Annotated in this window: 10 protein-coding genes; 9 read left to right on the top strand and 1 reads right to left on the bottom strand. The window is 64.7% G+C overall.

Annotation, left to right across the window (positions count from 1 at the left end):
* Positions 1–533 precede the first annotated feature (533 nt).
* Together CFB41_RS02390 and CFB41_RS02395 are read left to right on the top strand one after the other, a co-directional pair.
* Positions 534–2,609: a molybdopterin-dependent oxidoreductase gene (locus tag CFB41_RS02390; RefSeq protein ID WP_089455530.1), complete on the top strand. Its 2,076-nt coding sequence runs from the start codon at positions 534–536 to the stop codon at positions 2,607–2,609.
* Positions 2,610–2,745: 136 nt separating this feature from the next.
* Positions 2,746–4,419, top strand: coding sequence for a long-chain fatty acid--CoA ligase (locus CFB41_RS02395; protein WP_089439157.1), 1,674 nt, complete (start codon positions 2,746–2,748; stop codon positions 4,417–4,419).
* Positions 4,420–4,695: 276 nt separating this feature from the next.
* On the opposite strand, the gene CFB41_RS02400 is transcribed toward CFB41_RS02395, so the two are convergent.
* On the bottom strand, positions 4,696–5,847 hold the full coding sequence (locus tag CFB41_RS02400) for a porin (protein WP_089455531.1): 1,152 nt from the start codon (positions 5,845–5,847) through the stop codon (positions 4,696–4,698).
* 276 nt (positions 5,848–6,123) lie between these two features.
* On the opposite strand from CFB41_RS02400, the gene coq7 reads away from it, so the two are divergent.
* The 7 genes from coq7 (at position 6,124) to murF (ending at position 13,650) form a co-directional block, all read left to right on the top strand.
* Positions 6,124–6,750, top strand: coding sequence for a 2-polyprenyl-3-methyl-6-methoxy-1,4-benzoquinone monooxygenase (coq7, locus tag CFB41_RS02405; protein WP_089424416.1), 627 nt, complete (start codon positions 6,124–6,126; stop codon positions 6,748–6,750).
* Positions 6,751–7,136: 386 nt separating this feature from the next.
* Positions 7,137–7,565 (top strand): division/cell wall cluster transcriptional repressor MraZ, encoded by a 429-nt coding sequence (gene mraZ, locus CFB41_RS02410; RefSeq protein WP_006487094.1) that lies wholly within the window; start codon positions 7,137–7,139, stop codon positions 7,563–7,565.
* Positions 7,566–7,588: 23 nt separating this feature from the next.
* Positions 7,589–8,530: a 16S rRNA (cytosine(1402)-N(4))-methyltransferase RsmH gene (gene rsmH, locus CFB41_RS02415; protein ID WP_089455532.1), complete on the top strand. Its 942-nt coding sequence runs from the start codon at positions 7,589–7,591 to the stop codon at positions 8,528–8,530.
* Positions 8,527–8,868 carry a cell division protein FtsL gene (gene ftsL, locus CFB41_RS02420; protein WP_009694564.1) on the top strand — a complete coding sequence of 114 codons (342 nt, stop codon included), beginning with the start codon at positions 8,527–8,529 and terminating at the stop codon, positions 8,866–8,868. The genes rsmH and ftsL overlap by 4 nt, the downstream gene beginning before the upstream one ends.
* On the top strand, positions 8,865–10,712 hold the full coding sequence (locus CFB41_RS02425; RefSeq protein WP_089455533.1) for a penicillin-binding protein 2: 1,848 nt from the start codon (positions 8,865–8,867) through the stop codon (positions 10,710–10,712). The genes ftsL and CFB41_RS02425 overlap by 4 nt, the downstream gene beginning before the upstream one ends.
* Complete coding sequence (locus tag CFB41_RS02430) at positions 10,709–12,247, top strand: UDP-N-acetylmuramoyl-L-alanyl-D-glutamate--2,6-diaminopimelate ligase (protein WP_089455534.1); 1,539 nt, start codon at positions 10,709–10,711, stop codon at positions 12,245–12,247. Before CFB41_RS02425 ends, CFB41_RS02430 begins: the two co-directional genes overlap by 4 nt.
* Positions 12,244–13,650 carry a UDP-N-acetylmuramoyl-tripeptide--D-alanyl-D-alanine ligase gene (gene murF, locus CFB41_RS02435; RefSeq protein ID WP_089455535.1) on the top strand — a complete coding sequence of 469 codons (1,407 nt, stop codon included), beginning with the start codon at positions 12,244–12,246 and terminating at the stop codon, positions 13,648–13,650. The genes CFB41_RS02430 and murF overlap by 4 nt, the downstream gene beginning before the upstream one ends.
* Positions 13,651–13,653 lie beyond the last annotated feature (3 nt).

Below are 13,653 nucleotides of genomic sequence, written 5' to 3' on the forward strand. Positions count from 1 at the left end.
TCCCATCCCGAACAGGACCGTGAAACGACTCTACGCCGATGATAGTGCGGATTCCCGTGTGAAAGTAGGTAATCGTCAGGCTCCCTAAGCCAAGAACCCCCGCCCGAAAGGCGGGGGTTTTTGCATTTAAGCGGCGGAAATGCACGGTGCGCGTAGTGGCCAGCCTGGCCATATCCACGCGCCGAATGCGTCGATTCAGACACCTGCCGTTCCCGAGAACTCGCCGCTCCCGGCACGCCAATCGGCCAGTATCATCCGCGATCCCTTAGCCTATTGCTGCTATCTCCGATCAAAGCTGCAATTTCTCTCTCCCGCACCTGGGGCAGCACACTCGTACGTGATCAGCTTGCCATCGTCGACAACAAGTGTTGGGTCGCCACGCAAATCCCCCGCGGACAACGCACCGAACCACCGAAACTGAACCGATTCCCCCATCGCGTTTCGGCCAAATACCTCAGACACCGTACGAAATGAACGCTTTATTCGGCGTGTCCACGTAAAATTTGCGAATCCCCATCTCTGCACACAAAACGATGAACGCCGCCATTCAGGTAGCTAGGGCCGTTTGCCCGCATGATTGTCCGGACACGTGCGCAATGCGTGTGACCGTCGAAAACGGCAAGGCGATCAAGGTCACGGGCGATCCCGACCATCCGCCGACACAAGGCGTGTTGTGTACGAAAGTCAGTCGATACGCCGATCGCGTTCATCACCCCGATCGCCTCACCGTCCCGCTCAAGCGCGTCGGTGCCAAGGGGGAGGGGCATTTCGTACCCATCAGCTGGGACGAGGCGTTCGATGAGATCGGTCGTCGTCTCGGTGAAATCGCGGCGCGCGCGCCGGAAGCGATCATGCCGTACAGCTACGCAGGGACGATGGGGCTCGTGCAGGGGGAGGGCATCGCTCAGCGATTCTTCCACAAGCTCGGCGCCTCGCGCCTCGAGCGCACGATTTGCGCGGCGGCCGGTGCAGCGGGGTTGCGTTACACCTATGGCGGCAGTCTCGGCATGCACCTCGAGCATTTCGAGGAAAGCGAGCTGATTCTGATTTGGGGAGCAAACCCGATCGCGTCGAGCCTGCACTTCTGGACGCGTGCGCAGGAAGCGAAGCGCCGAGGCGCACGTCTTGTCGCCATCGATCCGTATCGTTCGCTGACAGCCGAGAAGTGTCAACAGCACATCGCGTTGAAGCCTGGTACCGACGGCGCGTTCGCACTCGGCATGATGTACGTGCTGATAACCGAAGACCTGCTCGACCACGATTACATCGCCAGCCATACGCTCGGCTTCGATGCGCTCAAGGAGCGGGCGATGTCCTATCCGCCGGAACGCGTTGCGCAGATCTGCGGGATCGACGCGTCGGAACTGATCGACCTTGCACGTTGTTACGGTGCCACCCGCAAGGCATCGATCCGACTCAACTACGGCATGCAGCGCGTTCGCGGCGGTGGCAACGCCGTACGCGCGATCGCAAGCCTGCCAGCACTCACGGGCGCCTGGCGGGACCGGGCCGGCGGGCTGTTGCTCTCGTCGTCGGAATCCGCGCCGGTCAACCAGGCTGCGCTGCTTCGTCCGGATTTGATGCCGGGCTGGCCGCACAAACTCCCGCGCATCATCAACATGAACGCAATCGGCGACGCGTTGCTGCACCCGGGCGACGCTACCTTCGGGCCGAAGGTCGAAGCGGTGATCGTATACAACTCGAACCCGGTGGCGGTCGCGCCGGATTCATCGAAGGTCGCGGCAGGGTTCGCGCGTGAGGATCTGTTCACGGTCGTTCTCGAGCATTTCAAGACAGATACCGTCGATTTCGCCGACATTGTGTTGCCGGCCACCACCCAGCTCGAGCATCTGGACATCCACAAATCGTACGGTCACACCTACGTGATGGCGAACCTGCCGTCGATTCCTCCGGTGGGACAGGCTCGGCCGAATACGGAGATCTTCCGCGGCATCGCGCGAAGCATGGGGCTCGATGAACCGGCGCTTTATCACAACGACGAAGAGGTCGCGCGCGCGGCGCTCCGCTGGGACGATCCAGTGCTCGACAGCGATTGGGATACGCTCAAGCGCGATGGCTGGTTGAAGCTCAAGCTGCCGGAGGCGCCGTTCGCAAACGGTGGTTTCCGCACGCCGTCCGGCAAGTGTGAGTTCTACAGCCCCCGACTCGAGCAGATGGGCGTGGATCCCGTGCCCGACTACCTGCCGCCGTTCGAGTCGGCAGAGGCCGCGCCGGAGCTCGCCGCACGCTATCCGCTCGCGATGATCTCGCCGCCGGCTCGCCACTTCCTGAACAGTACGTTCGTGAACGTCGACAGCCTGCGTCATACCGAAGGCGAGCCGCATCTCGACATCCACCCGTCTGACGCCGATGCGCGCGGGATCGTGGAAGGTGACGTCGTTCGCATCTTCAACGACCGCGGATCGATGCAGGCGCTCGCGAGAGTTACCGATCGCGCGCGCGCAGGGCTCGTCGTCGGGCTGTCGATCTGGTGGAAGAAACTGTCGCCGGACGGCAGAAACGCGAACGAAGTGACGAGCCAGGCACTCACCGATCTCGGGAATTCGGCGACGTTCTACGACTGCCTCGTGGAAGTTGAGCGCGTTTGATCGGATATCCCCGTATGATCAGACGAATTTCCACGGAAGTTCGAAGTGGACATCTAACCCTGTTGTCTCGGAACGAGCGAGCCGTTACGATGCGTTTTAGCACGACCATTCGAAAATCAGTGAGGAGACGCGCGGTATGGACAAAATTTGGCTGAAATCGTACCCACCCGGCGTTCCAGCCGAAATTGACGCGTCTCCTTATCCCTCTGTTCCCGACCTGCTCGACGAAAGCTTCCGGCAGTATCGCGACCGCACGGCATTCGTCTGCATGGGCAAGGGCATCACGTACGGCGAACTCGACAAGCTGTCGCGCCAGTTCGGCGCGTGGCTGCAATCGCGCGGGCTTGCGCGCGGCGCGCGCGTCGCGATCATGATGCCGAACGTGCTGCAGTACCCTGTGGCGATCGCTGCGGTGCTGCGCGCGGGCTACACCGTCGTCAACGTCAATCCGCTCTATACGCCGCGCGAGCTCGAGCATCAGCTGAAGGACAGCGGTGCGGAGGCGATCGTCATCCTCGAGAATTTTGCGTCGACGCTGCAGGCCGTCATCGCGAATACGGGCGTCAAGCACGTCGTCGTCGCATCGATGGGCGATCTGCTGGGCATCAAGGGATGGCTCGTCAACTACGTCGTGCGCAACGTCAAGAAGATGGTGCCTGCCTGGCAACTGCCGTCGTTCACGCGCTTCAAGGCCGCACTGTCGGAAGGGGCGCGCCAGGCATTCAAGGCGCAGAAGATCGGCCCCGATGACGTCGCGTTCCTGCAATACACGGGCGGTACGACCGGCGTGGCGAAGGGGGCGACGCTGCTGCACCGGAACATCGTGTCGAACGTGTTGCAGGCGGGCGCCTGGCATCATCCGGCGCATGAGAAATTCCCCGACGTGAAACAGTTCGTGACTGTTGTCGCGCTGCCGCTGTATCACGTGTTCGCGCTGACCGTCTGCGGTTTCCTGACGATGCGCACCGGCGGCATGGGCATCCTGATCCCGAACCCGCGCGACATCGCCGGGATGATCAAGGAGCTGAAGGGCTACCAGATCTCGACGATCCCGGCAGTCAATACGCTGTACAACGCACTGCTGAACCACCCGGAATTCAATCAGCTAGACCTGTCGAAGCTCGTGATCGCCAACGGCGGCGGCATGGCGATCCAGGAAGGCGTCGCGAAACGCTGGTATGAAAAGACCCATACGGCAATCATCGAAGGTTACGGGTTGTCCGAAACGTCGCCGGTGGCGACCTGCAACCCCGTGACGGCGACCGAGTACAGCGGGACGATCGGCTTGCCGCTGCCGTCGACCGAAGTGGCGATTCGCGACGACGCCGGCAACGACGTCGCGCTCGGCGAACCCGGCGAGATCTGCATTCGCGGGCCGCAGGTGATGGCCGGCTACTGGAACCGGCCGGACGAAACCGCGAAGGTCATGTTCGCGGACGGCTTCTTCAAGACGGGCGACGTCGGCGTGATGGATGCGCGAGGTTACGTGAAGATCGTCGACCGGAAGAAGGACATGATCCTCGTGTCGGGCTTCAACGTGTACCCGAACGAAGTCGAGGACGTGGTGGCGTCGCATCCGGGCGTGTTCGAGGTGGCGGCGGTCGGCGTGCCCGACGAGCATTCCGGCGAAGCCGTGAAGTTGTTCGTCGTGAAGAAGGACCCGGCGCTCACCGACAAGGACATCCTTGCCTACTGCAAGGAGCGGCTCACCGGCTACAAGCGGCCGAAGCTGGTCGAGTTCCGTACGGAGCTGCCGAAAACGAACGTCGGCAAGATCCTGCGGCGCGAACTGCGCGACGGACGCGCGTAACGGCGTGGTCGAACGAAAGGGAAGCCCGGCTTGTGCCGGGCTTTTTGGTTTGTGGCGTGGCTCCGGCGAGGCTGTTTTCGAGCGACGCGGCCGCCGGAGTGGGCTTGCGGTGGCGGCAGCACGTTTCGATGCCGCAGGGGCGGCACGGCACCCCCAAAACCGGTTTGTCGGAGGCGGGACGATTCGCCACGCTCAGGCTTCGCGGCTGCACCGACCGGAAAAGAAAAAGGCGCCCGAAGGCGCCTTCAATATGCTGCGGCTTGCCAGGCAAGCTGATTAGAACTTGTGGCGGATGCCGACGCGTGCTGCGACCTGGTTGGCCGAGCTCGAACCTGCGAGACCGTTGATCGCTGCCGTCGCCTTCAGGACATTGCCGTTCGAGTCGAGCACGTTGCCCGATGCGTGTTGGTACACGCCGATTGCGTACACGTCCGTACGCTTCGACAGGAAGTAGTCGACGCCCAGCGAGCCTTGGTGGTACTTGGCTGCCGAGTTGCCGTCGATCTTGCTGCCTTGCGTGTAATCGTACGCAGCGCCGAGAATCAGCGCCGGGGTCAGCTGATACTTGAAGTTGATTTCGCCGTTGTTGAACGTCGCGGTCTGGTTCACGAACGGGCCTGCCGAGAAGCCCTTGAACTTCGTGTTCGAGTACGTCGCGCCGATCGTCGCTGCGCCGAACGTGTAGGCGCCGCCTGCACCGATGACCTGGTACGTGTTCGCGTTGTTCGCGTACGCGCCGTAGATCGGCGACGAGACCGACGACGATGCCGAGCCGTTGTTGAACATGCCGCCGAACTGGTTCGGCGTACGTGCGTTCAAGTAACCGACGCCCAAGACCAGCGGGCCGTTGTTGTAGCCTGCGCCGAGCGACCAGACCTGGTTCTTCGAGAACTGGCCTGCCTGACCGCCGAAGCTGTACAAGCCGCCGAACGAGAAGCCGCCGTACGTGTTGCTCGTGAACTTGACCGCGTTGTTCACGCGATACGCGTTGTTGAAGTTGTCGAGGTCGCCCGGGTGAGCAGCGATGTAGCCGCCCCACTGGTCGCCTGCCTCGAGCGGGCCGACGAAGTCGACGACGGAGTCGTATTGACGACCCAGCGTGACCGTACCGTACTGGCTCGACAGGCCCACGTAAGCCTGACGACCGAACATCAGGCCGCCCTGACCGAGCTTGCCGCTGTTCACGTCGAAACCGTTTTCGAGGGTGAAGATCGCCTTCAGGCCGCCACCGAGGTCTTCGGTGCCGCGCAGGCCGAAGCGGCTGCCTTGCATCACGCCGCTGGCCATGCTGTACAGGTGCTTGCCGCCCGCGTTGTTGTTGAAGAGCAGGCCTTCATCGATGATGCCGTAAAGCGTCACGCTGCTTTGCGCGTGGGCAGCGCCAGCGAACGCGCCCAGCGCGACGAGCGCGAGAAGCGACTTTTTCATTAACGGATCTCCAAAATTCACTGAATTTTTCTGGCGGGGCGGATAGTTATGTTCTGTTGACGGGCCCCATCAACTTCGCAAGAAGTCGCACGTAATGTAGCAAAACCGCTTTTTGCCACAAAGCGAAATGCCGCAGCTCAAGGTCGCCATGTTTCCTTTATGCAACAATGGTTAAAATCACGGGTTAACCGCAATTTCCGCTGAATAATCAAGTCGGTTACGCAGCGGACTCGTGCCCTTGCCGCTCGCGGCAGCACCTGCAGCCAGGAGAACAGGATGGTGTTGGATGAACTGATCAGCGAATTCGATCGCGGCCTGCGATCGCTGACCGGCATTAGCCGGATGAGCCGGCCGGTGCCCGCGCCGGCGGAGGCGCCGGCCGTCGAACTGACGCCTGCGGAGCGTACGCATGCCGCCGGGCTGATGCGCGTGAACCACGTCGGGGAGGTCTGCGCACAGGCGCTGTACCAGGCGCAGAAACTCACCGCGCGCACGGCGTCGGCGAAGGCGATGTTCGAGGAGGCCGCACGCGAGGAGGAGGATCACCTTGCGTGGACCGCGCATCGCCTGAAAGAGCTCGACTCTCGCCCGAGCCTGCTGAACCCGCTCTGGTATGCGGGTTCGCTCGCAATCGGCGTGGCGGCCGGCGCGCTCGGCGACAAGGTCAGCCTCGGCTTCATGGCCGAGACCGAACGGCAGGTCGAGAGCCATCTCGAAGGCCACATGTCCGAGTTGCCGGCGGCCGATACCGCGTCGCGCGCAATCGTCGACCAGATGCGTATCGACGAGGTGAAGCACGGCAAGGCCGCGGCCGACGCAGGCGGGATCGAGCTGCCGCTGCCCGCACGGATGCTGATGCGCGCCGCGTCGAAAGTCATGACGAGCACTGCGTACTATCTGTGAGATTCCCACCGGGGCGATGCATGACGTCGTCCCGGTTCCCCACCGCTGATACCGCCCGTTTATTCCGCGTTTTCCCGCCCCCGAAAGCCCCGTGCGCACACCCGTCTGGCCCGTCTTTCTCACGTATCACCTTCACAAGTTGCACTAGCTCATTCATTTATAACGGTTTTTAGAATGAGGGGCCGCATGAGCATGTGCGCGTAAGTCCTTGTTCTAACTAACAAAATTCGTCAAAAAAGCGGGCCGCTCCCTTGACCGTGCCACACCCTTCCTCTAAAGTGGGAGACAGTGTGAAAAAGTGTATTTTTGTGTGATTTGGCGGGCTATTCCGGCTAAATTCTCAGCATGTAGCGGGTGCTTCGGTGCCCTGAACGGGAGAGCGGAAAGTGTTCCAAGGGGCGTCGGCGCTGACGCTCGATGCGAAAGGGCGGATGTCGGTGCCGGCTCGCTATCGCGAAGCGCTGCAAGGACAGGCAGAAGGACGGGTGACTGTGACCAAGCACCCGGACGGCTGCCTGTTGCTGTTTCCGCGCCCCGAATGGGAAGTATTCCGCGCCAAGATCGCCGCGCTGCCGATGGACGCGCACTGGTGGCGGCGCATTTTTCTCGGCAATGCGATGGATGTCGATCTCGACAGCGCGGGCCGGATTCTCGTATCGCCCGAGCTGCGCATGGCAGCCGGACTGGAAAAGGAAGTCATGTTGTTGGGAATGGGTAGTCACTTCGAGCTGTGGGATTCGCAGACCTACAACGCGAAGGAGCAGGCAGCGATGGCGCAGGGCATGCCCGACGCGCTGAAGAATTTCACGTTCTGATTGCGGTGACGGAGACGCCCGCGATGGGAAACGAATTGCAGCATCGGACCGTGTTGTTGGACGAAGCGGTCGAATCGCTCGTGACGCGACCGGACGGCATTTATGTCGACGGTACGTTCGGGCGCGGCGGCCATAGCCGTGCGGTGCTCGCGCGGCTGGCGCCGGGCGGGCGGCTGATCGCGTTCGACAAGGATCCGAGGGCGATCGAGACGGCGCAGGGCATTGAGGATGCGCGCTTCTCGATCGTGCATGACAGCTTTGCATCGATGCGCGACGCGCTTGCGGCGCGCGGCGTCGAGAAGGTGTCGGGGGTGTTGCTCGACCTGGGCGTGTCCTCGCCGCAGGTGGACGATCCGGCGCGCGGCTTCAGCTTCCGCGCCGATGGTCCGCTGGACATGCGGATGGATCCGACGCGCGGCGAGTCGGCGGCGGAATGGCTCGCACGGGCTTCGGTGCAGGAATTGACGGAGGTGATACGGGATTATGGGGAAGAACGGTTTGCTTTTCAGATTGCAAAGGCGCTTGTTGCTCGCCGGGCAGAGTCCGACCGTCTTGGGCCTCTCGACACCACGGGCGAGCTTGCCCAAATCGTGGGTCACGTCGTCAAAACCCGTGAGAAGGGCAAGGATCCGGCAACCCGCACCTTTCAGGCTATACGGATTCACGTCAATCAAGAGCTTGCGGACCTGCAAGTCGTACTAGACGCGGCATTGTCGTTGCTGGAGCAAGGGGGGCGGCTGGTGGTCATCAGCTTTCATTCACTCGAGGACCGGATCGTCAAGCGATTCATGCAGGCGCACGCGAGTGCGCCTGCGGTCGATCGTCGCCTGCCGATCCGCGCCGTCGACCTCCCGAGCCCGCCGCTCAAGATCGTCAGCCGCCAGTTTCCGAGTGAAGCGGAAGTCGCAGCGAACCCGCGCGCCCGCTCCGCCGTGATGCGCATTGCGGAGCGCGTCACGCCATGAGCCGCTTCAACATCTTCCTGCTGATCATCGTGATGGGTTGCGCGCTGTCGGTCGTCAATTCGACGAACCAGCAGCGCCAGATCTTCATCCAGCTGCAGCGTGCGCAGTCGCAGGAGCGTCAGCTCCAGCAGGACTACGCGCAGCTTCAATATCAGCAGAGCGCGCTGTCGAAGACCTCGCGCATCGAGCAGCTCGCGAACGATTCGCTGAAGATGCAGCCGATCACGACCGGCCGCACGCAATACCTGACGCTGCCGCCGGGCGCCGCGAAGGCGATCGATGCGCCGATCCCGGCTTCGGCGGACACGGCCGGCAAGGGCAAGGGAGGCGCGCGATGAAGCCGTCTCCGCAGCGCCATAACGTGAAGTTCTCGTCGAGCCCCGTGCTCGGCGTGCATCTGCCGATGTGGCGCTCGAAGCTCGTCGTGTTCCTGCTGTTCATGGCGTTCGTCGCGCTGGCCGCACGCGCGTTCTGGATCCAGGGGCCCGGCAACGCGTTCTATCGGAAGCAGGGCGAAAGCCGCTATCAGCGCACGATCGATCTGCCGGCGACGCGCGGCAAGATTCTCGATCGTAACGGGCTCGTGCTCGCGACGAGCCTGCCCGTGCGCGCGATCTGGGCGATTCCCGACGCGGTGCCGGACGATCTCGATGCCGACAAGGTCAATCAGCTCGGCAAGCTCCTCGGCATGACGTCGAAGGAACTGCGCGTGAAGCTGTCGGAAGACAAGGGTTTCGTCTATGTCAAGCGCCAGGTGCCGATCGACGTCGCGGACAAGGTCGCCGCGCTCGACATTCCCGGTATCTATCAGCGCAACGAATACAAGCGCTTCTATCCGGAAGGCGAGATCACCGCTCACCTGATCGGCTTCACGAACGTCGAGGACGAAGGGCAGGAAGGCGTCGAGCTGGGCGACCAGAAGATGCTGTCCGGTACGTCGGGCATGCGTCGCGTGATCAAGGACCGGATGGGGCACATCGTCGAGGACGTCGCCGAGCAGATCCCGCCGCACAACGGCACCGACGTCGACCTGTCGATCGACAGCAAGATCCAGTACATCGCGTACGCGAACCTGAAGTCCGCCGTCGAGAAGTTCAAGGCGAAGGCCGGCGCGGCGATGGTCGTCGACGTGCGCACCGGCGAGGTGCTCGCACTCGTCAACTACCCGACGTACAACCCGAACGACCGCTCGCGCATGACGGGCGAGCAGTTGCGCAACCGGATCATGACCGACGTGTTCGAGCCGGGCTCGATCATGAAGCCGTTTACGGTGTCGCTCGCGCTCGACCTGCACCGCGTGACGCCGAACACGCTCGTCGAGACGGGCAACGGGCATTTCGTGCTCGATGGCGCACCGATCACCGACGACGCGGGGTTCGGCACGCTGACGGTCGGCGGCGTGATCCAGAAGTCGAGCAACATCGGCGCGACGAAGATCGCGATGACGATGCGGCCCGAGGAAATGTGGAATATGTATACGAGCATCGGCCTCGGCCAGGCGCCGAAGGTCGGGTTCCCGGGCGCGGTGGCCGGCCGCCTGCGTCCGTGGAAGAGCTGGCGCCGCATCGAGCAGGCGACGATGTCGTACGGCTACGGCCTGTCGGTGTCGCTGTTCCAGCTCGCGCGCGCCTACACGGCGATCGCGCATGACGGCGAGCTGATGCCCGTGACCATTTTCAAGACCGACCCCAACCAGCCGGTCGTCGGCACGCAGGTGTTCAACCCGACCACCGCGCGCGAAGTGCGCGCGATGCTCGAGACGGTGGTGGCGCCGGGCGGCACGTCGCCGGATGCGGCCGTGCCGGGCTATCGCGTCGGCGGCAAGAGCGGTACCGCGTACAAGCATGAAGGCCACGGCTACACGCGCAAGTACCGCGCCTCGTTCGTCGGGATGGCGCCGATGCCGAATCCGCGCATCGTCGTCGCGGTGTCGGTCGACGAGCCGACCGCCGGCAGCCACTTCGGCGGCCAGGTGTCCGGCCCCGTATTCTCGGCGATCGCCGGCGACACGATGCGTGCGCTGAACGTGCCGCCGAACATGCCGATCAAGCAGCTCGTCGTGTCTGACGATTCGCCGGCAGCACCTTCCGCGACGGGGCCGCAAAAGCTGCCCGCGGGTGGCGGTGCGAAGCATATGATCGTGTCCAGCACGACGCGTAATTCACCAGGAGTTGTTCGATGAGCGCCGCTCGCAGTTCCCATCCGGCGCATCAGCAGATCGCAGCCGCGCTTGCGTGGCTGCGTCAGCATGTGGCCCCCGCAGCGCAACTGCATGCCGACACGCGCAGCCTCGAGGCGGGCGACGTGTTTTTTGCGTATGCAGTCGACGGGGCCGACAACCGCGCATTCATTGCCGAAGCCGTCGCGCGCGGTGCGGCCGCCGTGCTGTATCAGCCGGAAGGGCTGGCCGCTGCGCCGGCGGTGCCTGTCGCACTGGCCGTGCCGGCGCTCGACCAGCTCGCCGGCGAGATCGCCAGCGGCTGGTACGGCGATCCGAGCGACAACCTGCTCGCGGTGGGGGTGACCGGCACGAACGGCAAGACCTCGTGCACGCAGTGGATCGCCACGGCGCTGACGGCGTTGCACCAGCCGTGCGCGGTGATCGGCACGCTCGGCACCGGGATGCCCGGCCAGCTCGTGCCGACCGGTTTCACGACCCCCGACGCGCCGCAACTGCAGCGCAGCCTCGCGCAATTGCGCGACGCGGGCGCGAAGGCCGTGGCGATGGAGGTGTCGTCGCACGCGCTGCACCAGGGGCGCGTGAACGGGACGGCTTTCGACATCGCGGTGTTTACGAACCTCACGCAGGATCACCTCGACTATCACGGCACGTTCGACGCGTACGAAGCCGCGAAGGCGAAGCTGTTCGCATGGCGCGGCCTGCGCGCGGCAGTCGTCAACCGCGACGACGCAGCAGGTCGGCGCCTGCTCGAGAAACTGGCCGGTCGCGTGCGTACGATCGCGTACGGGATCGGTGATGCACCGGTGCCGGACGCCGATCGCGAACTGGTCGCGCTCGACGTGCGCGCCACCGCGACCGGCACGGCGTTCCGCCTGCGTTCGTCGTGGGGCGACGCGGACGTCGAGGTCGGCACGCTCGGCACGTTCAACGTCAGCAACCTGCTGGCCGTGCTCGGCTCGCTGCTTGCGGCCGACGTGCCGTTCGACGCGGCGCTCGCCGAGATCGCACGGCTCGAGTCCGTCAACGGCCGGATGCAGCGGCTCGGCGGCCGGCTGCAGAACGACGAACCGCTGGTCGTGATCGACTACGCACACACGCCCGACGCGCTCGAAAAGACGCTCGACGCGCTGCGCCCGATCGCCACGGCGCGCGGCGGCCGGCTCGTCTGCATGTTCGGCTGCGGCGGCGATCGCGATGCGACGAAGCGCCCGCTGATGGGCGCGATCGCGGAGCGGCTCGCCGATGAAACCGTCGTCACGAGCGACAACCCGCGCAGCGAGGATCCGCAGCGCATCATCGACCAGATCGTCGCGGGTATGACCGCGCCCGATCACGCACGCCGTATCGAGGATCGCGCGAGCGCGATCCTGCAGGCCGTGCGCGGCGCGGCACGCGAGGATGTCGTTGTGCTGGCCGGCAAGGGCCACGAGGCCACGCAGGAAATCATGGGCAAGAAGCGTACGTTCTCCGACCAGGATCACGCGCGGCTCGCGCTCGCAGCGCGCGCGACGCACGGCAAGGGAGGCGCCGAATGACGATGCTCAGTCTCGGCGAAGCCGCTCGGCTGATCCCCGGCGCGACCGTCCACGGCGACGCGAGCGTCACGTTCGACCGGGTGTCGACTGACAGCCGCACGGCCGGCCCCGGCGACCTGTTCGTCGCACTGAAAGGCGAGCGCTTCGATGCGCACGACTTCCTCGGCGATGTCGCCGCGCGCGGCGCTGCCGCGGCGCTGGTCGCGCACGTGCCGGCGGGCGTCACGATGCCGGTGATCGAAGGCGGTGAAACGCGTGCTGCGCTCGGCGCGCTGGCGCATGGCTGGCGCCAACGATTCGCGCTGCCGCTCGTCGCGGTGACGGGCAGCAACGGCAAGACGACCGTCAAGGAAATGATCGCGTCGATCTTCGCGGCGGCGGTCGGCGCCGACGCGCGGCTCGCGACGGCCGGCAACCTGAACAACGATGTCGGCCTGCCGCTGACGCTGCTGCGCCTGTCGGCCGCGCATCGTCTCGCGGTGATCGAGATCGGGATGAATCACCCGGGCGAGACGGAAGTCCTTGCGCGCCTCACGGCGCCGACGGTCGCGCTCGTCAACAACGCGCAGCGCGAGCACCAGGAGTTCATGGCGACGGTCGAAGCCGTCGCGCTCGAGCACGCGGCCGTGATTCACGCGTTGCCGCCGGACGGCGTCGCGGTGTTTCCGGCCGATGACGCATACGCGGGCATCTGGCGCGTTGCGGCAACCGGCAACCGGATCCTCGATTTCGCGCTGCACGATGCCGAACGGCAAAGCGACGCGCAGGTCACGGGCCGCCTGCACGGCGGCGAACTCGCGATCGACACGCCCGCGGGCGCCGTCACGGTGCGGCTGCGTGCGCTCGGCGAGCACAACGCGCGCAACGCGCTGGCCGCCACGGCGGCGGCGCTGGGCGCCGGCGTCGCGCTGTCGGCGATCAAGCAGGGTCTCGAATCGTTCGAACCGGTCAAGGGCCGGCTGCAGGTGAAACAGGCGATCGCAGGCAGCCTCGCGGGCGCAACGGTCGTCGACGATACGTACAACGCGAATCCCGATTCGATGCGTGCCGCGATCGACGTGCTCGCCGCGCAACCGGCGCCGCGCGTGCTGGTGATTGGCGACATGGGCGAGGTCGGCGACGAAGGCCCGGCCTTCCATCGCGAGGTCGGTGCCTACGCGCGCGAGCGCGGGATCGACGCGCTGTTCGCGCTCGGCGACGCGTCGCGCGATGCCTGCACCGCGTACGGCGACACGGCCCGCCATTTCGACGACGTCGACGCGCTGGTCGGCGCATTGCTCGCGGCGGGTTACGGCGCGCAGGCGACGCTGCTCGTGAAGGGCTCGCGGTACATGAAGATGGAGCGCGTGGTCGACGCGCTGACGAACCAACCCGCAGCGGGCACGACGTCCGCTGCACACTGAGTA

It is taken from the genome of Burkholderia sp. AU33803, from assembly GCF_002223095.1.
Taxonomy (GTDB): domain Bacteria; phylum Pseudomonadota; class Gammaproteobacteria; order Burkholderiales; family Burkholderiaceae; genus Burkholderia.

What these genes read in the sequence shown, in the direction of transcription:
- CFB41_RS02430 (WP_089455534.1), top strand. Translation starts at nt 10,709, where the DNA reads ATGAGCGCCGCTCGCAGTTCCCATCCGGCGCATCAGCAGATCGCAGCC.
- CFB41_RS02400 (WP_089455531.1), bottom strand. Translation starts at nt 5,847, where the DNA reads ATGAAAAAGTCGCTTCTCGCGCTCGTCGCGCTGGGCGCGTTCGCTGGC.
- CFB41_RS02390 (WP_089455530.1), top strand. Translation starts at nt 534, where the DNA reads ATGAACGCCGCCATTCAGGTAGCTAGGGCCGTTTGCCCGCATGATTGT.
- ftsL (WP_009694564.1), top strand. Translation starts at nt 8,527, where the DNA reads ATGAGCCGCTTCAACATCTTCCTGCTGATCATCGTGATGGGTTGCGCG.
- rsmH (WP_089455532.1), top strand. Translation starts at nt 7,589, where the DNA reads ATGGGAAACGAATTGCAGCATCGGACCGTGTTGTTGGACGAAGCGGTC.
- murF (WP_089455535.1), top strand. Translation starts at nt 12,244, where the DNA reads ATGACGATGCTCAGTCTCGGCGAAGCCGCTCGGCTGATCCCCGGCGCG.
- CFB41_RS02395 (WP_089439157.1), top strand. Translation starts at nt 2,746, where the DNA reads ATGGACAAAATTTGGCTGAAATCGTACCCACCCGGCGTTCCAGCCGAA.
- CFB41_RS02425 (WP_089455533.1), top strand. Translation starts at nt 8,865, where the DNA reads ATGAAGCCGTCTCCGCAGCGCCATAACGTGAAGTTCTCGTCGAGCCCC.
- coq7 (WP_089424416.1), top strand. Translation starts at nt 6,124, where the DNA reads ATGGTGTTGGATGAACTGATCAGCGAATTCGATCGCGGCCTGCGATCG.